Here is a 24889-nt window from a genome sequence, read left to right as displayed (position 1 = left end):
TTCCCTATAATCTATTAATTGTAAATCACTTTAATTGTGCTCTAAACATTCTTACATTATTATTATATTAGAAAAAGGAGGTACTTATTATGAAAAAATCTAAAAGTGTTGCTTTAAAGCTATCTTCTTTAATTATTGGGTTGTTTTTAATGTTATTTATTACCTATACATTGGTAACGAGTTATATTTTATACAATCAAAATATAGAGGATTCAGAGAATGCAACACTTCAAAATGCTGAATTATCTGCTGCAAAGATGAGCGAACGTTTTAAGAAATCAAATAATATCGTGCAGACCACTAAAAATATCGTGGAAACAATGCAACAGAACGGCGAGCTCTCAGGCGATGCTGTAGTAAGCATGCTCCAAAAGAATTTGGAGAAAAATGAGGATTTGCTAGGTGTTGCTGCGATCTTTGAAAAGGATACAGTAGTCCTTGATCAAAATATTGATAGCAATCTAATTGATAGTGAAAAACGTTTTATCCCTTATGTTTTCAAAAGCGAAGGTGAAATAATTACTACTTCGATCAAAGGGTATGAAGACCAGAACAATGCAGACTGGTATTGGGTGCCGAAAAATGAGGGTAGAGCAATATTAACTGAGCCTTATAACTATGAAGTGAATGGTGAAAAGATTTCAATGGCAACAATCGCAGTACCTCTAGAGGATTCATCAGGAGAATTCTTTGGTGTGTTAACGGCGACTCTAACTATAGATTTTTTAGAGGGGCTAGTGGATTCTATTGAACCAGATGGAGGATATGCCGGAATCATTACAGACAAAGGCATTTTGACAGCAAATAGTACTAATGAAAAGTTGAATGGGACAAATATGCAAGATGCCATTGACTGGACAAAGATTAAAAATTCCTTGGAAGATGGTAAACCAGATAGTGTTTATGTAGATTCGAAGCAATTAGGAGAACAATCATTCAATGCGTTTGCCCCTATGACACTAGGGGGTATAGACGACACATGGTCTGTGCAATTAGTATTACCAAAATCTAAAATTCTTGAAACATTTAATACGATTCTTGTATTAACCATCGTATCAGCAATTGTTATGATAGTTTTGATGGCAGTCGCAAGTGTATGGTTTATTTATAGGCAATTAAAACCATTACAGTACTTAAGAGAATCTATTGAAACTGCAGCTCAGGGTGATTTAACCCAAAAAGTAGATGAGACGTATATTAAAGCGGATGAAATTGGTTCAGTCTCATTGGCGTATAACAATATGCTAGATCAAATGAATAATGCGATACATACTGTTTACAAATCTGCTAATCTGCTTAATAAATCATCAAATCATGTTCATAATGCATTTAATGAAATTGTCGCATCTAGTCAGGAAGTTTCAGTAGCCATTAACGAAATTGCCCAAGGCGCTTCTAAGCAATCAGAAGATACGGAACAGACAAATTATCGCATGATTGATTTATCCGATAGAATGGATTCAATTACAAAACTATCGGCTCAGATGGAAGCGTTATCGCAACAAACGAAAGCTTCTACAGAAAAAGGGTTGAAAGAAGTAGAGAGTTTACGTGAACGCAATACCGAATCAAATGAAATGAATGAACGGATACAAAAGCAAATTGAATCACTCTCTTCCAACATTGCCAATATTAATGGAGTCATTACATCCATTAATGCTATTACAGAGCAAACTAACCTTCTTGCACTTAATGCAAGTATTGAAGCCGCTCGCGCTGGAGAACATGGGAAAGGTTTTGCGGTAGTAGCAGAGGAAGTTAGAAAGCTAGCGGAGCAATCGAGAAATGAAACTGAAGTAATTAAGACAACGGTAGATAGTATATTAAAGGATACAAGACAAACAGTATCAATTATTGAATCCAATGTAAGTTTAATGAAAGCCCAAAATGAATCAGTCCAAGGTACAGATGTAGCCTTTAAGGATAATAATGAGCTTACTAATTCTATTGCTGCTGCAATTCAAGAGCTACATTCTCAACTTACTAGTATGCTAGAGCATAAAAACCAAGCTTCAATGGCGATTCAAAGTATTTCAGCCATATCAGAAGAAACTGCTGCATCGGCTGAAGAGGTAAGCGCTTCGTCTATCGATCAGCAAGGAGAGCTAGAAAAAGTAGCAGAGTCTATCAGTCATATGAAAAATATCTCTGATGAGCTAGAAGAGGTTGTTCATCGATTTAAGCTTAATTAATTGTTTTAATATAGTTTTTTATAAAAAGGCTGCCCTTAAAGTCAGTTCACACTGAGTTTAGGAGGCAGTTATTTTATTTTTCCTTTTTTTATTTTTAGCATTGCCTAGCTCCTCGGTCGAAAACGAGAAAGAGCTTTTGAATCGGAACTAAACATAACGCTTTCATATTTTTTTATAACTTTGTACAAGCAGAACGTAGTTGTTCATAAAGTGGAGAGTCTTTCTTTCTCTACCAAATAAAGGCTAATGTTCTATAAAAATATGGCGGTTATTGACAAAAGTAACAACCTGTTGTTAAAATTGAGTTGTTTCTTTTGAGGGCTTAGTAATATTTTTGAAAAATAGGCTTTTAAAGAATGGCTTGGGGACAAGTGAGGTTTTCTAAATAAGGGGGATATAGAAATGGTAAAAATGAAGACGTTAGGAATCACTTTCGGGTTAGCATTTTCATTACTATTAACTGGTTGTGGTGATGAAAAGGATAATCAAAACAACGGGAAATCAACGGGAGATAGCTTAGGGGAGCAAATAGATTATAAAATTACAGGCATTGAACCAGGAGCAGGAATAACGGAACTTTCACGAAATACATTAGAGGAATATGATAACTTAAAAGGTTGGGAACTTGTAGAAAGTTCAACAGCGGGGATGTTAGGTTCATTAGAGCAGGCAATTAGAAATGAGGAACCTATTATCGTTACTGGGTGGACACCACACTGGAAGTTTTCGGAATATGATCTGAAATTTTTAGAAGATCCTAAAGGAACTTTAGGTGGAGAGGAAAATATTAATACGCTTGTGCGTAAAGGGTTTGAAACAGACTACCCTGATGCATATACAGTTTTAGATCGATTTTATTGGGAACCAGAAGATATGGAAGCTGTCATGCATGAGGCACAAGACAATTCTTTTGAGGAAGCAGCAATGAAATGGATCGAAGACAACCAGGATAGAGTAAATGAATGGACAGAAGGTATAGCAAAAGTAGATGGAAAAGAAATAGAAATCGTTTCAACGCCATGGGATACGGAAAGAGCTTCAAGTAGTGTAGCTGAGATTGTATTAGAGCAATTAGGTTACAATGTAACAGTGACACCAGTTGATCCTGCTATAATGTTCCAAGCAATCGCTACCGGTGAAGCTGATGCAACTTTAGCGCCTTGGTTACCATCAACACACCAATCTTTTTATGATAAACATAAGGAAGACGTAGTTGATTTAGGGGAAAACTTAAAAGGTACAAGGACTGGATTTGTTGTTCCAGCATATATGGACATCGACTCAATTGAGGATTTAAAGCCAAAAGAGTAATGATATTTGCTCACTGTGATGAGAAGGGGGAATTTCCTAATGAGGGAAGTTCCCCTTTTTAGCGGTATAAAGAAAGTGAAAATTTTGGAGTTTGAGCCTTGTATAGATCCGGCGCTTGTCGGGGCTAAACGGGGCGCTTGCGCTTTTCTAGGTGTCTAGCTCCAGCGCCCAGCCCCTCGAGGTCGCTTCATCCCCTCGGTCGAAAGCGGGAAAGCTGCTTTCGATTCGGGTCTTCCACCGCTTGTCAGGGCTAAACGGGACGCATCCGCTTTTCTTTCTCTTCCGTAAGATTTTTCAGGGCAGTACTGGGCACTAGGAATAAAATGTAAAACTGACCTAAAGTAAAAGCATACTTAATAACATCCCGATCACGATAGCGGAGATGGTTGAAACTAAGCCTGGGAGCATAAAGCTGTGATTTATAATGTACTTACCGATTCGCGTTGTGCCGGTACGATCAAAGTTAATGGCAGCAACAACGGTTGGGTAGTTTGGGATGAAGAAGTAACCGTTCACTGCAGGGAACATAGCAATTAATAATGCCGGGCTAATTCCAAGTGTTACACCAAGAGGCATGAGCGTTCGAACGGTAGCTGCCTGGCTGTATAGCAAAATCGATAGTATGAATAGGGCAATTGCGAATAACCACGGGGCTGCTGTGACGAGCCCAGAGATTGAACCCTTGATAAGCTCTGCATTTCCGTTAAAGAAGGTGTCTCCCATCCAGGCAATCCCGAAAATTGCCACTACTGCTGCTGCTCCAGCTTTAAACACACTTCCCCCAACAATTTCGTCCACATTTGCTTTACATAGAATGATAATGAGAGCGGCAATCGTAAGCATAACGATTTCAATCGTCACAGGCATCGACATCCTTGTAAATTCTCCATCAATCTCCCAGCCTGGACGTAGCCTTTCAAAAGAGCCGAGTACGACGACTAAAACGGCGGATAGAAGGAATAATACTACTGATAGCTTGGAACCCCGAGTAGCATTGAATTCTTTTTTATCTTGTTTTATGGGTGCTAGACCCTCTTCCAGGCGCTGCAAATAAATCGGATCCTCCGGTAGCTCCTTACCCTTTCTACTCACAGCAAAAGCAGCGATCATACAGCCGATAAAGGTAGAAGGAATGGCAATCATCATAATATCGAGCAGCGTAATTTGAAAATCAGCTAATAGGGCTAATAAGGCAACAGTCGCCGCTGAAATTGGGCTCGCTGTAATAGCTTGCTGTGAGGCAATGACGGCGATGGACATCGGTCTCTCAGGTCGAATGCCAGATTCTCGGGATACCTCCGCAATTACTGGTAGGATAGAGTAGGATACATGTCCGGTACCGGCGCAAAACGTAAAAGCATACGTAACAATTGGAGCGATAAACGTAATCCATTTAGGATTTTTTCTCAATGCCTTCTCTGCAAGATGCACGAGATACTCCATTCCTCCAGCGGCTTGAAGCGCACCTGCAGCTGTAATAACAGCTAAAATCATAAGCATTACATCGATTGGGGCGGATGTCGGCTCTAAACCGAATACAAAAACGAGGATGGCTAATCCAACCCCACCCATTACGCCGAGACCTAGTCCGCCAATTCTAGCCCCTAAGAAAATACAAAATAATAAAATCATAAACTGTATCCAAAACACACGTATTTCCTCCAATGAACTATGGTTAATTTCTTTCCGGTATGAGTTATTGCTAGGAATAGTAGTAAGAGAAGTGTGAGGAAGGATAAAAAGATAACGACCGTTAGTCATACTGTTTAACAATTAGCAGAAATAAGATTGTTATTCATTTCAGCAAGGACCTTAACACATCTCTTTTTTAGTTTGGGTAGGAATGCTCTAACTTATTCGTTTGGAGGAATAGGATGTATGGCGAGTGACTTGGAATTAGTTAACAGAGAAATAGCCATCTATCCTAAACGATTTTCGGATAGATGGCTATTCGCCTTATAAAATGGGTATAGAGCAACTTCAGTTTTTAGCAATCTGAATGGATTATTCAAAATCAATGTGTGCTCTCCTGTTTAGGGTATTATTGTATTTTACAGCTGTTGATAATAGCTTAGTGGCTGTGGCTTCCCTAAAAAATACCCTTGGAAACTTTCGCATCCTTTATTTTTTAAATAATCGTATTGATCCTTTGTTTCTACCCCTTCTGCCAGTACACTAAAGCCAAGCTCATGCGCCAATTGAATCGTACTATTAATAATGGCTTTGTTTGAAGGATGTATTAATAAATCTTTTACAAAGCTTTGATCAATTTTAATGCAATTAATTTGAAAATCCTTCAAGTATTTTAAACTCGAAAAGCCCGTACCATAATCATCTAATGCAACCTCCATCCCTAATAACCGAAGCTTAGCGATAATTTGAATCACATTATCTATATTTGTTGCAGCTACACTCTCTGTTATTTCCAATATAATATCATGCGGGTCCACCTTATATACTTCGCACAAAGAAATAAGATGGGTTGATAGGTTTGAATCAAAAAATTGCTTTAGAGAAAGGTTGAAAGCGACTTTTACTTTCATCCCAACAGCTTGTTGAAGCGAATGGAATTCTTGTAATACGAGCTCAAATAGTAAATAGCCTAAAGGAATGATTAAACCTGTGCGCTCCGCGATCGGGATAAATTCCCCAGGAGAAATCACACCTTTTATTGGATCATGCCATCGAACAAGCGATTCAAAACTCGTCAATTCGCCTCTATTGTTGTATTGCGGTTGATAAACCATCGTAAAGCGTCGCTGCTGTATTGCCTCATATAATAAATTTTTCAGCTCTAAACGTCGATTCGTATCTTCAATGATCGATTCATTGAAGAAAATAGATGTATTTTTACCTTTGATTTTAGCTAGCTGTAAGGCCCGAGCTGCATGTTGAAAGAGCTCCTCATAGCATGTTGCATAGGTAGGGTAATGAACAGCCCCAATAGAAATAGTAATATAATAATCAATATCTAAATATGTGATGGGATTCTCGAATAGTTTAAATATCTTTTGAATTACGGGCTGTGCCGATCCAGCCTCTCCTAAAACAACTAGTGCAAATTCATCACCATACGTTTTAGCTAGTATGCTTCGTTCGTCTTTTACGAATTCAGCTAATCTTTCACCAATCGAATGCAATATATGATCAGCTTCGAAATTGCCTAAACTCTCATTAAAACTTTTAAAATCATCCACATTGATAAAAAGTAAGGTCATTTCTTCATTCGTACGAATAAGCTTTTCGATAGAAGTCTTTAATGAATATGTATTCGGTAAACCTGTGATCGAATCGATAACAAGCTGCTGTTGAATTTTATGTTCTAGTAATTTTCGTTCTGTAATGTCGTGGCGAATGGAGACGTATTGATACGGCTGTCCCTGAGCATTAAGAAAAGGAATAATATATGTATCCACCCAGTAAATTGTCCCGTCTTTTGCTTTATTTTGAATTTCACCTCTCCATGTTTGCCCTAAGGAAATGGTTTGCCACAAACCTTTGAAAAACTCGGGCTCATGATAACCTGAATTTACTATTTTATGTGTTTTTCCAATTAATTCTTCTGAACTATATTTTGAAATTTCGCAAAATTTAGCGTTGGCATAGATAATTTTACCTTTCGTGTCTGTTATGGCTAATATTGTAGTAGCATTTAATGCATCTTCAATATCGTATAATTCTTTTAGCTTACTTAACAAAGGGGAATCCCTCCAACTAGTTTGTGTTTTACTTCTGACTAATAGTCTGAAAAGTTATATTATTTACTAGAATCATAAATACTCTTAATATTTTAACAAAAAATTTACAATTCATGTTGAAATGTAATAAATAACATGTTTCTAGCACTTTGAATAAAATTAATTGTAATTTTTCAGTACCATTTTGAATTTTTACGAGTAAGAAAGTATTTTGAAGTAATAGATATTACCAAATGGAAGGAACATTTTCCACAAATTAAAATAAATGAAATATAAGATCTATACAGTATTTAACTGTTGAAATTATTCTCGGGTTAGATGCTTGTTTCCATAAATGGTCATCAAGATGCTTTAGAAAAAATGAGTAAGAAGGAATGAGGCCAAAATTCTTTATCGTTCGTCCTAGTACTATTGGAAATTTTATAATAGTCAAAATATATACGAAATTTATTGTATGATATTTTATAACGTATTGGTAAAATGTGTATATAGGAGGTGAGTGATATGTATTCAACTGGTGAAAAGCCTGGAATAGGTACATATAAACTTACTTCATGTGGACAATTGGTTAGACTAGACGATAATGAAGATCGTTTACCACCATGTCCTAAATGTGAAGGAACAACATATGTTAAAGTTTAAATGTTGTTGCTTAATGGCTTAGTATTAAGGGGTGAAGGAGGGGCTCTGAAAGTTTGTACTTTCAAGCCCCCCTTTTTTAGTAGTTATTGTCCTGTTAGTTAATACATAAACACAACGTAAAAATCTCCTTCATTCGAACAAACTATTTCTCCAATGCTACTATTTTCTTTCTTTTATTAATAGCGGTAGCTAGTAAAATCATCGTGAGCAGTGCGATCACCGCAAATATCGTGGCACCAATGAAGGCAACGTTAATACCATGTAATAAGCCATCCAACTTAATGCTATTTAGCTGTTCAAGACTAGGGGCTCCATTAGCTGTTTTTGCCGTCTCCTCTGTCACATATATACCTGAGCTCATCGACATAAATGAAGTCATGACAGCTGTTCCAATGGCTCCTGAAATCGCTAGCATAGTATTTTGCATAGCTGTACCGTCTCCGTATAGCTTACTCGGTAAAGCGTTCAATCCTGCTGTTGACAATGGCATCGTTAAAAATGAAAGCCCGACTGATCGTACTAAATAGACTAGGGATAAGATAATGATTCCAGAGGTATAGGCTAAATTAGTATAGTAAGCAGTCGTCACAAAGAGCAGGAACGTACCGATTAATCCTATCCACTTCATACCGTATCGATCATACATTTTCCCTGCAATGGGGGACATAATCGCCATTGCTATGCTTCCTGGTAAAAGAAATAAGCCTGATTCCAACGCAGTTAGTCCACGGTTTGACTGTAAATAAATAGGAATTAAAATCATGGCCGAATACGAAACCCCATTAACAAAAAATGTAATAATGATTGAGTATGTGTACTCAATAGACTTGAAAATTCTTAAATCGATAAGCGGGTGAGCCGTTTTTAGCTGACGGATTGTAAATAAAGTAAGTGATACAACCCCGACTGTTAATGTAGTTAGTACAGTTATACTTCCCCAACCAGCCTTGCCGGCAATCCCAAAACCATACAATATGCCACCGAAGCCAAATGTTGAAAGAATAACGCCTAAAACATCCAGCTTTGCAGCACGTGGTTCAGAAACATTTTTCAAAATAAAGAAAGAAGCAATTAATGCTGTTAGTGAGAATGGCAAAATAGCAAAAAAGATATAGCGCCAAGATAAAGTCGTGATTAATAAGCCTGAAAGAGTTGGCCCAACCGCAGGCGCGAACATAATAGCTACGCCAACAATTCCCATGGCTGCTCCTCGCTTTTCAATTGGAAATAGCTTGAACACGACGTTGATCAATAGCGGCATAACAATTCCGGCACCAAGAGCTTGCACAACACGGCCTGCTAAAAGGAAGGAAAAGCTTGGTGCTAAGCCACATAGAACAGTTCCTAAGGAAAATACAATCATTGCTGTAAAAAAGAGCTGACGTGTTGAAAAGCGAGCCATTAAAAATGCCGTAACGGGAATAGAAACCCCATTTACTAGCATATATAAAGTGATCAACCATTGAGCAGTTGAATTAGAAACGTCCAATTCTGTTGTTAATGTCGGTAACGCCACATTCAATACGGTTTGATTTAAAATTGCTGCCACTGCACCTATTAGTAAAATGGCTAATATAGGACCTGTCTTTATATCGCTTTGTTGGGTATTCAATCATTTTACCTTCCCTTCATTATTTAAAATGGGTTTTACTTAGTATGCTAACTAAATAAGCAGATTTGATTTATTAGTGAAAATTAAAAATTTATTCGCTTAAGTTGGTGTCAATCTGCTGTAACAGACGTTTGAGTGTTAGCTGGTCTTCTTTACTAATGCCCTTTAACATTCTCTCCTGGTGCTTTTCCCAAATTTCATCGAGTGGGCCTTTAATTGTACGACCTTCCTCTGTTAAAAAAACACGGGTCACTCGAGCATCTAAGACATCTTTTTTTCTTGTTAAAAGACCATATGCTTCTAGCTTTTTCACCATATTTGTTAGTGTTGGCGGCTCACAGCCCATTCGATCACATAACTCGGTTTGTGTAGCACCATCCCCATTCCATAGTTGCCATAGCAAATGATCTTGACCTACATAAATATCTAATGCTCGTAGTGCATCTGCATAATCCTTTCGCATTTTGGCAGAAGTTCTTGTGAAAAGAATACGAATGTCTGCTTTTAACAAATTTATCATTCCCATCTTAAAGTAATTAGCCTGCTAACTATATTAGAAACGGATGGATTTGTCAAATATGGTAGTTAGAGTAGGGAGCTTAAATCTGTGTAAGCTTTCTTGGAATCGAATTTTTAATAGAGTTCATCTATATCAGTCTTACATATTTATTTGTTCTTTGCTGCTCCGAAAATCACCTTCCTAATAAATGTCGGGAATAGAATTTCTGTTTTAAAACATAATTATTCTCTTTTGTAATTCTTTTCTGTTCCAATTGACGTTAACGTAAATGTTATAATTTTCTGAGAAAGGGGGGGTGGTGATGAAGTCCATAAAGCAGCTTTCAAAGGAGTACAATTTATCGACTCGAACATTACGGTATTACGAGGAGATGGGGATTTTACAGCCGACTCGACCCTCTAATGGGATGCGCCACTATCCTAAACGGGAGGAGGCGAAGATAAAACTTATATTAAGAGGAAAGAAGTACGGTTTTTCGCTTGAGGAAATTAAAGAAATGATCCTACTGTTTGATAAGGACAGGACCGGCGTGAAGCAGCTAGAGCGAACGATTGAATATGGAGATCAAAAATTAGCAGAAATCGATGAAAAAATTCAAGAGCTTTATGAAATACGTGAGGAGATTGATCGGACAGCCAATATGTTTCGCCAAAAATTATCTCAATTATTGGAGGTTGGAGAATGAATATTTCAAATTTGTTAGCACGGGGCGCAAGAAAATATCCAAAGAATATTGCTGTTATTAGTATGGGGAAGGAAACTTCTTATGAAAGCTTAGAGAATCTTGTAAATCGAGTTGCCAATAGATTAATAGATACAGGGATCCAAAAAGGGGATAAAATCGGGATTTACATGCCGAATGTGTTAGAGTTCGTCGTCATGTATTTTGCGATTCAACGTGTAGGAGCGGTTGTTGTCCCAATCAATGCGAAATTTGTAAGGAAGGAAATAGAGTATGTGCTAGAGCATAGTGATGCGAAGGCGATCTTTGCACATGAGCTCCTCTTCTCACAGGCAGCAGACATTAAATTTGACGGCTTAAAAGTAAAAACAGGCGAGGCTACTAGAGAGTGGTTTAGCTTGGAGGAGTTTATCGATGAAAGCTCCGCTGACGAAATCCGCTGTCAGTTAAAGGAGGACGATGATTCGACGCTGCTGTATACATCTGGGACGACAGGTAATCCGAAGGGCGTGTTATTGACGAATCGGAATGTACTAGCAGTCTCTCATATGATTGCGATTGAAATGGAAGTGAAGCCTGAGAGTCGTCTTCTCATCATGATGCCGCTCACGCATTCAGCGCCACTTAATTTATTTTTAGTCACTGCTTTTTTAGTTGGAGCAACGGCAGTATGTACACCAACCTTCACACCTGATTTGCTGATCGATACGGTAGAAAAGTATAAAACGACACACTTCTTCGGTGCACCGGTCGCTTATTTACTGACAGCAGGCTCACCTCGAATTGCAGCAGCTGACCTATCATCGATGAAATGGTGGGTTTACGGAGGAGCACCTTTATCAAAGGGGGAGGTACTCCACGTTCAAAAGCAATTCCAAACAGATCGTCTCGTTTGTGTGTATGGTTTAACGGAGGCGGGGCCAAGTGGTGCCATCCTGCATGCGGAGGATCATCCAGAGCGAGCAGGCAGTATCGGAAAACGAGCGCCATTTGGAACGGAGATTCGCATTATAAATGAAACGGGCGAGGATGTGCTGCCAGGTGAAATCGGAGAAATTATTTTATACGGTGAAGGGAACATGAAGGAATATTATAAAAATCCTGAGGAGACGAGTAAAATTTTTCATCATGGCTGGGTAAGGTCCGGCGATTTAGCGCGAGTAGATGAGGCTGGCTATATGTATATTGTTGATCGAAAAAAAGATGTCATTATTTCTGGTGGAGTGAATATTTATCCAAAGGAAATTGAGGATGTGATCCTGGGGCATGAGGCAATATTTGAGGTTGCGGTAATCGGAGTCCCACATGCCGAATGGGGAGAAACGGTAAAGGCTGTTTTTGTAGCAAAAGAGCCAGTGCTAATAGATGACCTGAAGAGCATGCTAGAAAAGGAGCTTGCAAGCTTTAAGATTCCTCGTTTGTTCGAACAGGTAGAGGAGCTTCCACGCAACGCATCAGGCAAAATTTTAAAACAAAGGCTGAGAGGTGTAATGGATGAAAGTACTAGAGAATAAACAATCCAAGCGTAGCAACTTTTATGAGGGGGATCGAACACTACAGCAGATCCTACAAGACAAATTACCAGATTCTTTTTTGAAGTATGCAGATGAGCACTTAAGTGATTTTGGTGCACTATGTGCTGGACAGATCGATGCACGGGCAAAGGTAACAGACCGTGAAGGCGAGCCTCGTTTACAGCGGTATAATGCTTACGGTGAAGAAGTAAGTGAGGTTATCGTAAATGAAGGCTACAAGAGAACCGTTGCAGAAACGTATGCAACAGGAATTGTTGGGTATGTGCATAAGCCGATCCCAGAATTAAACGAACGAGGAAACTATGTGTATAGCTTTGCCCAAGGTTATTTGCTTTCGCAGGCAGAGCCAGGGTTCTATTGTCCGGTGACATTATCGATGGCTACTGCCTATTTAATAGACCACTATGGAGATGAGGAAGTGAAGAAGCGATTCCTTCCGCATGTTTGTGCTACAGGAGATGAAGAGTTATATGAGGGCGCTACGTTTTTAACCGAAAGACAGGGTGGCTCAGATGTTGGGGCTAATGTTGTTGAGGCGCGTTATGAAGCTGGTAGTTGGCGCCTTTACGGTGAAAAATACTTCGCCTCGAATGCTGGTATGTGTGGTGTAGCGATGGTGCTCGCTCGACAGACCGATGCACCTCAAGGCTCGAAAGGGTTAACCCTATTTGCAGTCCCTTGGCGTCACGAGGATGGTACATTAAACGGCATTCATATTCGTCGCCTAAAGGATAAACTCGGTGTTCGTGCAGTGCCTTCAGGTGAGGTAGTCTTTGACGGGGCAGAGGCGTTCGTCGTTGGCGATCCCTCTAAAGGTATCTATTACATGCTAGAGGCATTAAATCTATCTCGTATTTGTAATGCGGCTGCTTCTCTTGGCATTATGAAAAGAGCGTATGAGGAGGCGAAAGATTACACAGAGGGGCGTATTGCCTTTGGTCAAACACTAACTCAGTATCCGATGGTCCAGGAATCATTAAGTACGCTGCAAGCAAAATGGCATGCCTCACTCGTTACTTTATTTGATTTAATCGAGCGATGGGACCGAGTTACAGAGGGAAAGGCAACAGTCGAGGAGCAGGCTTTAGTTCGACTATTAATCGCCCTTGTTAAAAAAGAAACGGCTGAAGCCTCTATTCATTTTGCTCATGAGGCAATCGAGCTTCACGGTGGCAACGGTTATATAGAGGATTTTGTGACACCTCGTTTACTTCGAGATGCTCAAGTATTAACGGTTTGGGAGGGCACGGCGAATATTTTAGCACATGAGCTCCTCCGCCTTGTTCAGAAAAATGCCCATAAGGTTCTACTAAATGTTTTACAGCGCACGAAGCATCCGTATTTACAGCAGCGGCTAGCGATATTAGAGGGACAACTTTCGCAATTTACGAAGCTAGGTCCTGATGAGCAAACGCTAGAAGCGAAGCCCCTAATGAAGGAAATGGCTCAGCTGTATGAAGCGGTAATTGCAGTAGAGCATGGCGAGAAATTCGGTGAACGCGAGAAAATGCTAGCTGAGATTTATATTGAACAAACATGGCAGCAACGTGTTTTCGGTGAGGCTCCACTAGCAGTAAAGTATTATGAAAAGCTAGATTAAGTTCATTAAACCATTGTGGACCGTTTTTTATTCTCAAAAAAATGTATATAAACTAGCAAGCCCCGCCACTCCGCTTTTCGTGGGCGAGCGCCGAAGCTTCTCGAATTTGCAAGAGTGCAAATCCTGTGGGGTCTCGCCTGTCTCGCTATCCCACAGAAGTCTACGTGGCGGGGCTTGCCTTCTATTTTGAAGATGGGTATCAATATTGTTATTACTTTGATTTTTGAGAAAATTTGAAATAACCTATGCTATAATAAAAGCTATTATTCTATAAGTCATCGAGGGATTGCCTATGAAAAGACGCTCATTGAATTTTCGTTTTTTTAAATATAATATATTTTTAGCAGTGACTGTCGCCTTAATTATTTTGATTTCTACTTATTTTATTATGGGTGAAATGGTCGAGCATGAAATTGGTGAGCGGGCTTTAAGTGTTGCCAAAATCACTTCAAAACATCCAGATGTGATAGAAGGATTAAAAAAACCAGGAACAACAGAAGAGCTACAAGGATTAGCTCTAGAGATTCAAAAAAACGTTGGGGCAGAATATGTTGTAATTGGAGATGAAAATGGTATTCGATATGCCCACCCGGTAAAGGATCGATTAGGCAAAAAAATGGTTGGGGATGACAACTATCGAGCGCTAGTCAAAGGAGAGGCGTATATTTCCACTGCAAAGGGTACTTTAGGGAAGGCATTACGTGGAAAAGCACCTGTAAAAGATGAAGCAGGAAGAATTATCGGTGTAGTATCGGTAGGTTTTTTATACGAAGATATTTTTTCTACAAATATAGACTATGGTCGCTATTTACTCGTGCTATTTATAATTACTGTAGCGCTCTCCATCATCATTTCCACATACCTATCGAATAAAATAAAGAAGCAGCTATTAAATTACGAGCCTCAGGAAATTGTAAAAATCTTAACCGAGCGAAATGCTATTTTAGAGTCAATTCGTGAAGGAATCATTATGGTAGATGATAAGGGGACAATCACATTAAGCAATCATTCTGCCAATGCGATATTAAATAGTGAAAATTCGGTCGTCGGAAAAAATATCCGTACAGTCATTCCAAATACTAGACTCATTAAAGTTATGGAATCTGGGCATGAGCAGCTAGACCGTGTGATGACGATTAACGGAATAAAAACGTTAGTCAACAGAGTACCGATTATTAATGAAGGAAAAGTGACTGGAGCGGTTTCAAGCTTTAGACCGTTTGAAGAAATCGACTTAGTAGCAAACGAGTTATCACAAGTAAAGCAATATATTGAATCCTTGCGTGCCCAAACACATGAATATAATAATTTTTTGTATACCATTTCAGGCTTACTTCAGTTAAAGGAATATGAGGAAGCATTAAGCTTAATTCATTCAGAGCGTTTAGGAAACCATGCGTTAATATCGTTTATTAATGAACTGATTAAGGATACGTTTATTAGCGGTCTAATGATCGGGTTTTATAATCGAGCAAAGGAGCTCAAGGTTAAGCTTATTTTAGATGAGGATAGCTATTGTGGCAAGCTAGGGCAGCACCTTGAAAAGCATTTGTTAATATCAGTTTTAGGTAATTTGGTTACGAATGCATTCGATGCTGTTGAAGATTTAGATGAGGAAGAGCGAATTGTTCGTATATACATTTATGAGCATGATAAAGAGGTAATATGTGAAATAGAGGACTCTGGAAGTGGTATTGAGCAAAATCAAATAAATAGTATATTTAATTTAAAGCACTCCACAAAGGATAACGAAAACAGGGGTTATGGATTATATATCGTAAACGAAAATTTAAAAAAATTAAATGGCTCAATTGCCATTGAAAACGGGGAATTAGGGGGAGCACTATTTATTGTTTCTATTCCTAAAGAGGGGTAAATGGTATGGAAAAAAATATAGAAGTGTTAATTGTGGAAGATGATACACGTATTGCAAAAATTCATGAAAAGTTTCTTGAACAAATTGAAGGATTTAAAACAATCGGAATGTCACACACAATTGAAGAAGCGAAAATTTGGCTAGATACTTTGAAGCCTGATTTAATCTTATTAGATATCTATTTTCCAGATAAATTAGGTACGGAGCTTATTGATTATATCAAGCAATCTAGCATAGAAACGGATATTATTTTGATTACAGCGGCTGCAGAAGTAGAAATTGTAAAGAAAGCGTATTCGAGTGGTGTTGTCGATTTTTTATTAAAACCGCTAACTCTGCAGCGATTTATTGATTGTATGCAAAAATATAAAGAGAAAAAGGCAATATTAAGTGCCTCTGAAAGATTAGATAGCAATGAAATTCAACGCTTATGGAACAATTTTTCTGTTAATGATGAGCAGTCGAGAGAAAGCAATCCAAAGGGCATTGATGCGATTACGAAAAATAAAGTTATTAACTTCCTTACTACTTGTAATGATGGAATAACGGCTGAAGGTTTGGGTAAAGAGCTCGGCATCAGTCGTACAACAGCCCGTCGTTATTTAGAGCATTTAATGGAAGAAAAAATTATTTACGTAGAGCATATATACGGCACTGTAGGTCGACCAGAAAGACGATATTTTATTAATTAAATAGGAAGAAAAAGAGTACGTAAAGACATTTACGTGCTTTTTTTGTGCAAAAAAAATCAGTCGTGAACAGTATGAACAAAATGAATAATATAAAACTTAAAAACAATATTTCCGAAATATATAAATCTTTCAAAAAATGTATTTAAATAAAGACAGCGCTTACAAATAGGCGCGGAATCGGGAGGGGGATTTATTCATGTCAATGCGAAAAAAGCTACTTACACTGTTTTCTGCAGCAACGCTATCATTAGCTTTAGCGGCTTGTAGCGATGGCGGAGAAAAGTCAGATGGGGGTAAGAGCAGTACAGAGGAGTATCCAAAAAATAACCTAACAATCGTAGCGCCATCTGGAGCAGGTGGAGGCTGGGATTTAACAGCTCGTTCAATCGGAAAAACGATGAACGAAACAGGTTTAATTGACAAGGCAATTACAATTGAAAACAAACCAGGTGGGGGCGGAGCTGTATTTATGGCAACTTTCGCTACTAAGGAAGCGAAAAATGATCATATGCTAATGGTCAAATCGCCACCAATCCTCATTAATAATTTAAAAGCGGAAGGAAACAGCCCTTACGGATATAAGGACACAACACCACTTGCGCAATTAACAAAAGACTTTGGTGCAATCGTTGTACGTGCAGATTCTCCGTATAAAAGCTTATCGGAGCTATTAGATGCAATTAAAGCGGATCCAAAAGCAATTACAATGGCTGGTGGTTCAGCACCAGGTTCAATGGACCACTTAATTACGATACTACCAGCATTTGAATATGGTATTGATCCGAAATCGGTAAAATATGTTTCTTATGATGGTGGCGGTGAAGCAATGGCAGCGCTACTAGGTAATAATGCAGATGCAATTGGAACAGATATTTCAACTGTTACTTCATATGTAAAGAGTGGCGATGTTCGCGTATTAGCAGTAACATCTCCAGAAAAAGTGGCAATTGAAGGCTTAGAGGATATTCCAACTCTATACGATTTAGGAATCGAGACGGAATTTACAATTTGGCGCGGTATTTTCGGTCCAAAAGACATGTCAGAGACGGCTAAAAAATATTGGGTCGAAAAGTTAACAGCTCTAAATGAAAAAGAAGAATGGGCAGAAGAATTAAAGCGTAACGGCTGGGAGCAAGACTTCCGTGTAGGTGACGATTTCACTACATTCCTTGAAGAGCAAGAAGGAACAATTACAGAAATCTTAACGGCGTTAGGCATGCAAAAGTAATAGAGTAGATGCGAGCACAATGAGTTGCTCGCATCTCCTTTTAGGAGGTGGAACAACGATGAACTTAAAATTCGATCGAATGGCAAGTGTTGTATTTCTTGCACTAGGTATTCTTGTTGTTATCGAATCACAGAAAATTTCAGATAGTGCATATGGCTCGCAAATTGGTCCTAGTACCTTTCCGCTAGGCTTGGGCATAATTCTTATTGGATTGAGTGTTCTTTTGTTTATTGAAACGATTAGGCATAAGGCTACTTATAAAATTGTCGGTGAGGAAGAAGATATAAAATCTCCTAATTACAAGCGATTTTTTATCATTTTTCTTGCAGCCTTAGGATATGTTCTTCTATTAGAAAAACTAGGGTATTTAATTACTACATTTGCGTTCCTACTTATTGGATTCCAAACGCTCGAAAGAGGAAAATGGATTCCTTCTATTATTATTGCAGCAGCCTTTTCAGGAATAATTTATTACGGCTTTGTAAACGTATTAGGCGGATCCTTACCAGGGTTACCAATATAGTAGAAAGGGGGATATTGGATTGGAAACTATACGATATTTAATGGACGGCTTTGCGGTAGCATTTCAATGGCATAATATTTTATTTGCTCTATTAGGGGTTATCATTGGTACTGCAGTTGGCGTTTTACCGGGTATCGGACCGATGAGTGGGGTAGCGTTATTAATTCCTGTTACAGCTACATTAACATCTGGTTTACCTTTAGAAATGGCTGCAACTAGCTCAATCATCTTACTAGCAGGAGTCTACTACGGTGCAATGTATGGTGGATCTACAACATCCATTTTATTAAATACGCCAGGGGAATCTTCCTCTGTTGTTACAACGTTAGATGGTTATCAAATGGCACGTCAAGGTAGAGCAGGTGCGGCGCTGTCCATAGCGGCAATCGGCTCCTTCGTTGCAGGGATTGTCTCGTTAGTCGGATTAATTTTATTAGCTCGCCCCCTATCGAAGGTTGCCATTAATTTTGGACCTGCCGAGTATTTTTCATTAATGCTACTAGGCTTAGCAGCAGTAAGTGGATTAGCTGGTAAGTCGATTACGAAAGCATTGATTATGACCGTGCTAGGTTTATTACTAGGATCGATTGGGATTGATGCTGTTTCGGGTATTGCCCGATTTACGTATGATCAACCGGTTCTGTTTAGTGGAATCGAGTTTCTAACAATCGCAGTGGGGTTATTTGCCTTAGGAGAAGTATTTAAAACGATTTTCGAGAAAGACGGCAATGACGAGCCGATTGCAAAAATTAACAGAATCCTACCAACAAAGCAGGATTTTAAGGATAGTGCAGGTCCGATTGGTCGTGGATCTATTCTTGGCTTCTTCCTAGGTGTATTACCTGGTGCAGGGGCGACACTAGCATCATTCTTTGCTTATATTACGGAGAAAAAAATTAGTAAAAATCAGGATTCCTTTGGTAAAGGAAATATTGCGGGGGTGGCTTCGCCAGAATCTGCAAACAACGCAGCTTCAGGTGGTGCGATGATTCCCTTGCTAACATTAGGTATTCCCGGCTCTGGTACAACAGCTATTTTAATGGGTGCCTTTATTATGTACAACATTCAGCCAGGTCCGTTATTATTCGAGGAGCATCCACAGGTTGCTTGGGGATTAATTGCAAGTATGTTCTTAGGTAATTTAATGTTATTAGTATTAAATATGCCTTTAGTGCGTGTATTCGCAAAAATTATTCAAACACCGAAGAAATACTTGCTACCAATCATTATTGCCATTTCAATCTTTGGGGTTTATGCAGTTCAGTATACGACATTTGATTTGTTCTTATTATTAGGCTGTGGGGTTTTAGGGTATTATTTTGCTAAAAATGACTTCCCAGTGGCACCGCTTGTATTAGCATTAGTGCTAGGACCGATGATTGAAAATAATATGCGTCGTGCATTAACAATTTCAAACGGTGATTATGGCATTTTTGTACAGAAACCATTATCCTTAGTATTTTTAATCGTAGCTCTTCTATGGATTCTTATTCCGTTACTTTTAAAATTACGTGGAAAAAACGTAATTATCAATGAAGAAGGATAAAAGGTACTTGTAAATCATAAACATACTCATTTCATTATGAAATGAGTATGTTTATTTATATTATGAATATATTTATGAATGGAATTGGAGTATTTTCAAAAGGGACTCATTATTTAATCTATTGAAAGTCTATCGGATTCTAAGTGAAAAAAAGCTTACTTTAACCGATTAATTTGCTCAACAAGCTGCTGCATCGAATGCGGGAAGGAGGCGTTTTTCCATGCGGGATTCGATTCTTGAAGTAGCTCTGCCACGGCAACTAGCCAAGGCTTTTCAATATGAGCCTTTTGAAGCAACTCGCTATTTGAAAATAATGCTTCTCGTTCCCCAGTATACAGCAGCTCGCCTTTATGAAGCACAATAAAATACTCTGCCCACTCATACACAAGGTTGATTTGATGTGTAGCATATAAAAAAGTCCGCTCATTCGTATCGAGCTGCTGCAAGTAGTTAGTAAGCTGTGTGGCAAAGTAGTAATCAAGACTACTCGTTGGCTCATCTAAAATCAAAACATTTGGCTCCATAGCATAAACCCCAGCAATCGTTACTCGCTTTTTTTGCCCACCACTTAAAAAATGAATAGGCCGATCCTCAAGTTCCTCAAGCTCGGTAAGGGCAATCGCTTTATTCACCTGCTCATTTACCTTTTCTATTGACAGATCTAAATTAAGTGGTCCATATAAAATATCCTGTTTTACAGTTGAAGCAAATAATTGATTGTCAGCTTCCTGAAAAATTAGTCCTACATTTTGACGTAGATTTTTCATTGCCTTTTTCGTATATTGAACAGGCTCTCCCTGAAAATAAATCTTGCCACTTGTCGGTTTTTCTAGGCCCATTAACAGTTTAAATAGCGTCGATTTTCCTGAGCCATTTTCTCCTAGAATGGCTATTTTTTTGCCTCGAGGAATCGTCAAGGAGATACTGTCAATTGCCTTCGTACCATCCGCATATTGAAAAGATACAGAATCAAATTCAAAATAAGGTGTTGTCATTGGGTCTTTCCCCTTTCTTACAAGACTAAAAGCACTGCACTAAGCAAAAAGTACATCGTAAATAGTAGCGTCAGCCTTGGTAGCCATTTTCTTCTCTTCAAGAATGCTTGAGGAATAGTAAATTGTTCGATATTTCGAGCCTTCATGGCGTGTGTCATCGTCCCGTAACGTAAAAACATCGATTTAAACAGAGAACTAATCATTAGGCTTAGTGAAGAAAAGCTAGATTTATAGCTTTTATAGCCTAATCGTGCCTGCTGTGCTGTATAGAGCTGTTCGTATGTTTGAAGAAATAGGAAGATAAAACGGTAAATTAATTCAATCAATTCTACTATAACGACTGGTACCTTGCCTTTAAGTAATATTGGGCTAATCTCATAAATAGGCGTTGTTAAAATTAAAAAATATAAACAGCCTGTCGCGCTAAATGCTACTAAAAATATGTTTAGTGCACGTGAAAGATCATTGGGCAAAATATAAAGGGACAATTGAGCGAGTGAAGCATCCCACACAGCATGAGCGGGGATTGGACCATTCCATGCTATCGAAATAACAATCGTCACTATACCGGCTAGGCTAAATCCAAGCGGTGCAAGCATTAATATGGCGTAGGATTTCCAAGGGATTTTTGCATAGAAAACAATGACACTACTCATAAAAAGTAGTGTCCAAAGGGCAATCTCATTATTTCTGGAAATCGTAACTGCAAGTAATGCACTTATTGCAAAGAGAAGCTTTTGACTAGCGGCAACCCTTCTCAGTGCGTTATGGTGTGAAAGAAAATCAATGTTTAGCATGCTGTTTTGATGAGTTTTTCGAGTGTTTACCACGAGTATACCCAATGAAATAGCCGATAATTATTGAGCCGATGACCGCTTGTAGCACAAATAATAAGCTTTCAATTTCCCCACTTGGAGGCTCCCAAATCGCATTAAACCAAGGCTCATAATCATTAGCAATTTCAGTAATTGCCTCCTCTGCCTCTCCATCTGCTCCGCCAAATTCTGCATCCTTTAAAAATAGAACAGGCAAGATGGCTAAAAGGACAACAAGTAGGAATAGAATCAAATTTTTCTTCAACATATTAGCTCTCCTTTGCCTTTAAAATTCGTAATTGTACTAGCTCGTTCATATTGTACTTTTGTAAGAAATTCATAATGATAACCGTTAATAACCCTTCACTAACAGCTAAAGGAATTTGGGTTAGTGCGAAAATGCTCGCAAATTTTTGGAATGAGCCTAGTATTCCACCCACTTCTGCCGGGAACGCTAGTGAGAGTTGAACTGATGTCATCACATATGTACCGAGATCACCTAACATGGCAGCGAAAAATACAGCGATACTAAGGGACAGTCCCCATTTTATTGCTAATTTATAAACACCTACAGCGATAAAGGGACCAACGATCGCCATTGAAAAAATATTAGCTCCTAATGTAGTTAAACCACCGTGGGCAAGTAGGAGTGATTGGAATAGTAATACGATTGAGCCAAGTACGCTCATTACGAATGGTCCAAACAATATAGAGCCTAAGCCCACACCTGTTGGATGAGAGCAACTCCCTGTAACAGATGGAATTTTTAATGCAGATAGCACAAATGTAAATGCTCCTGATAAGGCAAGTAATAGTTTACTTTCTGGATTATCCTTTACGACGCTTCGAATTGAGCTAATCCCTTTTATTAAGAATGGTAAGCAGAGTGCTCCCCAAAAGATAGCCCATCCTATTGGTAAAAATCCTTCCATGATATGCATGGCGTGCGCTTGTTTCGGTATGAATAATAGTACAACTCCGAAGTACCCAAGCTTTGGTAATAAATGCTTCATCTTTCTTTCTCCTTTTTGATTATTTGACGAAAAAAGTGCAATAAAAAAAGCACCTTTCAGGAGAAGAAGTGCAACACTAAAAAAGCAAATCTTAATTTGCTTTCTCTTTCGCACCTATCCTCGTAGGTTGAATAGTACGTCATTTCTGGCAGGTCTCCTGGCTTCTCTTCATTGCATTTTACAAGCCTTCCCACGAAAGAATCGCAGTGGCTCTTCTAGTAATCTGCTCAGAGTTACAGTTGCGGGACAGCGACGGACTCACACCGTCTTCCCTATTAAGCTAAAGGTTAGCACCAAAAAATCATTAGGTTATCGTCATTGATAAAGATTCTAGCATTTAAAAAATAGGTTTGTCACGAAAAAGTTTGAAATATAAAAAAATTTAAAAGCATATCAATTTTCTTTTATCTATGTTATTTTAATATTAATTTAATTTTTGCAATTTTAAATAAGTGCTCACGATTTTGTGAGGTAAAAGGGAAATTAGTGAAAATCTAATGCAGCCCCCGCTACTGTAAAGCTGATGAAATCACAATAAATCACTGTCATTATGATGGGAAGATGTGAAAGTAAAGCGACGCTCAAGCCAGGAAACCTGCTTATTTAAACGACACTTACTTTTCGGAGGGAGAAGTATAGGCGGGACAATAATGTTCTTGTGCTTTTGTATGCATTTTTTGTATAGAATTTCACATGCCTGTATCTCTTTTTGAAAAGAGGTGCGGGCATTTTTTTTGAGGAGGGAGAGCTATGGTTAAGGGAAAGATCTTCGTTGTAGGCTTTGGTCCTGGAGACAGAGAGCATATTACAAAACGGGCTGTCGATGCTCTACAGCAAAGTGACCACATCATGGGCTATAAAACATATGTTGAGTTAATCCAGCATTTAGTAACAGCTAAAACGATTGTTAGTACAGGCATGACGGAGGAAGTGTCGCGTGCTCAGGAAGCGGTAAAGCAGGCGGAAGCGGGACACATCGTTTCGGTAATATCGAGCGGAGACTCGGGTGTGTATGGAATGGCAGGTCTTGTTTATGAGGTACTCATCGAAAAAGGGTGGAAAGAAGCAACGGGGATCGAGGTAGAGGTTGTACCTGGCATCTCGGCGATTAATTCCTGTGCAAGCTTACTAGGTGCACCCGTTATGCATGACTCTTGTACGATCAGCTTAAGTGATCACTTAACGCCGTGGACGGTTATTGAAAAACGAATTGAGGCAGCAGCAATGGCTGATTTTGTAATCGCCTTTTATAACCCGAAATCAGGCCGTCGTACTCGTCAAATCGTGGAGGCGCAAAAGATTTTATTGAAGTATCGTTCACCAGATACACCTGTGGGACTTGTAAAAAGTGCTTACCGAGATACACAAAATATCGTTTTGACAACATTAGCAGAAATGCTAGAGCATGATATCGGCATGCTCACAACAGTTGTTGTAGGTAACTCATCGACCTTTTTTTATGATAATAAAATTATCACACCGCGCGGCTATCAACGGAAATATACGCTCGGTGATGAAAAGCAAATATGGAAACCGCATCAGCGCTTGAAAAAAGAAGCCGAACCGTGGGCATTAGATCAGGAAACAGGGGAAGCGAAGGCGGGCTATGAAAAAATTGTTGCCATACAGAACCCAGTTCCACTAAAAAAAATGGAACCGAAAGTACCTTCGCTTAGGCTAGCTCAAAAAGCATTGGCACTTGTAACGAATCAAAAAATTGATAATCCGTTTATCGTGAGTCAGCCAATTGAATCTATATTTGAGTTTGCCGTATCTCCTGGTGTAGCAAATAAAATCATTTCACCAAGGCAGCTACAGAAGCTCGCTGAAATTGTTGGGGAAAAGGGAACATTTGAATATACACCTGACCATCGCTTCCTAGTGAAATTGCCAACTGAGAATCCACAAGCAGTAGTGGAAGCTATCAAGGCAGAGGGGCTGCTCGTCTTACCGATGGGCGATGTGTTAAATGTTAAGGCCTGTGATTTCTGCTACGGAGAAAAGGCTGAGTCGATTCCATATGCAGAGGAGATTATGGAGACTCTTGGTGGGATGAAGCTACCGAAGGAACTACATATTGGATTTAATGGCTGTGGTATGGCGTGCTATCGCGCGGTGTTTGATGATATTGGTATCGTATATCGTAAGAAAAAATTTGACTTATTCATTGGAGCGAAGCCTGTTGGGAGAACTGCTCATGCAGCACAGCCTGTTGTGGAAGGTTTAGCACCAGAAGAGCTGGTACCACTGCTCTCAAGGATAATTGAAGAATATAAAGAGAATGCTCATCCGAACGAACGATTATTTAAATATTTCAAGCGTGTGAAGAAAATTTTGCATTATAACTACCATGATATGAGCTGCAAAATCGAAATCGAAGAAGCACCTTGTGGAGATTAGGAGGCTATT

Annotated in this window: 20 protein-coding genes and 2 riboswitches; of the genes, 12 read left to right on the top strand and 8 right to left on the bottom strand. The window is 38.9% G+C overall.

Features of this window, described 5'->3' with window-relative positions:
• The first annotated feature begins 89 nt into the window (after nucleotides 1-89).
• Both V4T18_RS12700 and V4T18_RS12695 read left to right on the top strand, forming a co-directional pair.
• The gene (locus tag V4T18_RS12700; RefSeq protein ID WP_332649873.1) at nucleotides 90-2192 is read left to right on the top strand and encodes a methyl-accepting chemotaxis protein; all 2103 of its coding nucleotides are present in this window, start codon (nucleotides 90-92) and stop codon (nucleotides 2190-2192) included.
• Between the two features lie 402 nt (nucleotides 2193-2594).
• A complete protein-coding gene (locus V4T18_RS12695) occupies nucleotides 2595-3503 on the top strand; it encodes a glycine betaine ABC transporter substrate-binding protein (protein WP_332649871.1) in 909 nt (302 codons plus the stop codon).
• A 336-nt stretch (nucleotides 3504-3839) separates the two neighbouring features.
• Here V4T18_RS12695 and V4T18_RS12690 read toward each other — a convergent pair whose 3' ends face one another.
• Together V4T18_RS12690 and V4T18_RS12685 are read right to left on the bottom strand one after the other, a co-directional pair.
• On the bottom strand, nucleotides 3840-5153 hold the full coding sequence (locus V4T18_RS12690) for an anaerobic C4-dicarboxylate transporter (RefSeq protein WP_332649870.1): 1314 nt from the start codon (nucleotides 5151-5153) through the stop codon (nucleotides 3840-3842).
• 401 nt (nucleotides 5154-5554) lie between these two features.
• Complete coding sequence (locus V4T18_RS12685; protein WP_332649869.1) at nucleotides 5555-7201, bottom strand: sensor domain-containing protein; 1647 nt, start codon at nucleotides 7199-7201, stop codon at nucleotides 5555-5557.
• A gap of 504 nt (nucleotides 7202-7705) precedes the next feature.
• On the opposite strand from V4T18_RS12685, the gene V4T18_RS12680 reads away from it, so the two are divergent.
• The gene (locus tag V4T18_RS12680) at nucleotides 7706-7843 is read left to right on the top strand and encodes a zinc ribbon-containing protein (protein ID WP_332649868.1); all 138 of its coding nucleotides are present in this window, start codon (nucleotides 7706-7708) and stop codon (nucleotides 7841-7843) included.
• Between the two features lie 142 nt (nucleotides 7844-7985).
• On the opposite strand, the gene V4T18_RS12675 is transcribed toward V4T18_RS12680, so the two are convergent.
• Complete coding sequence (locus tag V4T18_RS12675; RefSeq protein WP_332649867.1) at nucleotides 7986-9455, bottom strand: DHA2 family efflux MFS transporter permease subunit; 1470 nt, start codon at nucleotides 9453-9455, stop codon at nucleotides 7986-7988.
• A 91-nt stretch (nucleotides 9456-9546) separates the two neighbouring features.
• Entirely contained in the window at nucleotides 9547-9981 is a 435-nt protein-coding gene (locus tag V4T18_RS12670) for a MarR family winged helix-turn-helix transcriptional regulator (RefSeq protein WP_332649866.1), read from the bottom strand.
• Between the two features lie 295 nt (nucleotides 9982-10276).
• Here V4T18_RS12670 and V4T18_RS12665 point away from each other — a divergent pair, with 295 nt between their 5' ends.
• From V4T18_RS12665 to V4T18_RS12630, 8 genes are all read left to right on the top strand, one after another.
• The gene (locus tag V4T18_RS12665; protein ID WP_332649865.1) at nucleotides 10277-10660 is read left to right on the top strand and encodes a MerR family transcriptional regulator; all 384 of its coding nucleotides are present in this window, start codon (nucleotides 10277-10279) and stop codon (nucleotides 10658-10660) included.
• Complete coding sequence (locus V4T18_RS12660) at nucleotides 10657-12171, top strand: class I adenylate-forming enzyme family protein (RefSeq protein ID WP_332649864.1); 1515 nt, start codon at nucleotides 10657-10659, stop codon at nucleotides 12169-12171. The genes V4T18_RS12665 and V4T18_RS12660 overlap by 4 nt, the downstream gene beginning before the upstream one ends.
• Complete coding sequence (locus V4T18_RS12655) at nucleotides 12152-13792, top strand: acyl-CoA dehydrogenase family protein (RefSeq protein ID WP_332649863.1); 1641 nt, start codon at nucleotides 12152-12154, stop codon at nucleotides 13790-13792. The genes V4T18_RS12660 and V4T18_RS12655 overlap by 20 nt, the downstream gene beginning before the upstream one ends.
• Before the next feature lie 292 nt (nucleotides 13793-14084).
• Nucleotides 14085-15668 carry a sensor histidine kinase gene (locus V4T18_RS12650; protein WP_332649862.1) on the top strand — a complete coding sequence of 528 codons (1584 nt, stop codon included), beginning with the start codon at nucleotides 14085-14087 and terminating at the stop codon, nucleotides 15666-15668.
• Between the two features lie 5 nt (nucleotides 15669-15673).
• Complete coding sequence (locus V4T18_RS12645) at nucleotides 15674-16360, top strand: response regulator (protein WP_332649861.1); 687 nt, start codon at nucleotides 15674-15676, stop codon at nucleotides 16358-16360.
• A gap of 202 nt (nucleotides 16361-16562) precedes the next feature.
• Nucleotides 16563-17588 (top strand): Bug family tripartite tricarboxylate transporter substrate binding protein, encoded by a 1026-nt coding sequence (locus V4T18_RS12640; protein ID WP_332649887.1) that lies wholly within the window; start codon nucleotides 16563-16565, stop codon nucleotides 17586-17588.
• A gap of 58 nt (nucleotides 17589-17646) precedes the next feature.
• Nucleotides 17647-18111, top strand: a complete 465-nt coding sequence (locus tag V4T18_RS12635) for a tripartite tricarboxylate transporter TctB family protein (protein WP_332649860.1) — start codon at nucleotides 17647-17649, stop codon at nucleotides 18109-18111.
• A gap of 40 nt (nucleotides 18112-18151) precedes the next feature.
• A complete protein-coding gene (locus V4T18_RS12630; RefSeq protein WP_442916941.1) occupies nucleotides 18152-19657 on the top strand; it encodes a tripartite tricarboxylate transporter permease in 1506 nt (501 codons plus the stop codon).
• 155 nt (nucleotides 19658-19812) lie between these two features.
• Here V4T18_RS12630 and V4T18_RS12625 read toward each other — a convergent pair whose 3' ends face one another.
• From V4T18_RS12625 to V4T18_RS12610, 4 genes are read right to left on the bottom strand one after another with little or no spacing between them, the layout of a single operon-like run.
• Entirely contained in the window at nucleotides 19813-20652 is an 840-nt protein-coding gene (locus V4T18_RS12625) for an energy-coupling factor ABC transporter ATP-binding protein (RefSeq protein ID WP_332649858.1), read from the bottom strand.
• 17 nt (nucleotides 20653-20669) lie between these two features.
• A complete protein-coding gene (gene cbiQ, locus V4T18_RS12620; protein ID WP_332649857.1) occupies nucleotides 20670-21449 on the bottom strand; it encodes a cobalt ECF transporter T component CbiQ in 780 nt (259 codons plus the stop codon).
• Nucleotides 21436-21735 (bottom strand): energy-coupling factor ABC transporter substrate-binding protein, encoded by a 300-nt coding sequence (locus V4T18_RS12615; protein WP_332649856.1) that lies wholly within the window; start codon nucleotides 21733-21735, stop codon nucleotides 21436-21438. Before V4T18_RS12615 ends, cbiQ begins: the two co-directional genes overlap by 14 nt.
• 1 nt (nucleotide 21736) lies before the next feature.
• Nucleotides 21737-22480, bottom strand: a complete 744-nt coding sequence (locus tag V4T18_RS12610) for an energy-coupling factor ABC transporter permease (RefSeq protein ID WP_332649855.1) — start codon at nucleotides 22478-22480, stop codon at nucleotides 21737-21739.
• 130 nt (nucleotides 22481-22610) lie between these two features.
• Nucleotides 22611-22793, bottom strand: a riboswitch (cobalamin riboswitch).
• Nucleotides 22794-22913: 120 nt separating this feature from the next.
• A riboswitch (cobalamin riboswitch) is annotated at nucleotides 22914-23097 on the top strand.
• Nucleotides 23098-23230: 133 nt separating this feature from the next.
• On the opposite strand from V4T18_RS12610, the gene cobJ reads away from it, so the two are divergent.
• Nucleotides 23231-24880 (top strand): precorrin-3B C(17)-methyltransferase, encoded by a 1650-nt coding sequence (cobJ, locus tag V4T18_RS12605; protein WP_332649854.1) that lies wholly within the window; start codon nucleotides 23231-23233, stop codon nucleotides 24878-24880.
• Nucleotides 24881-24889 lie beyond the last annotated feature (9 nt).

This window comes from Lysinibacillus sp. 54212 (assembly GCF_036662795.1).
In the GTDB taxonomy this organism is placed as follows: Bacteria; Bacillota; Bacilli; order Bacillales_A; family Planococcaceae; genus Lysinibacillus_B.
Note: the sequence above shows the minus strand (reverse complement) of the source record. Positions and strands in the feature narration are given on the sequence as shown.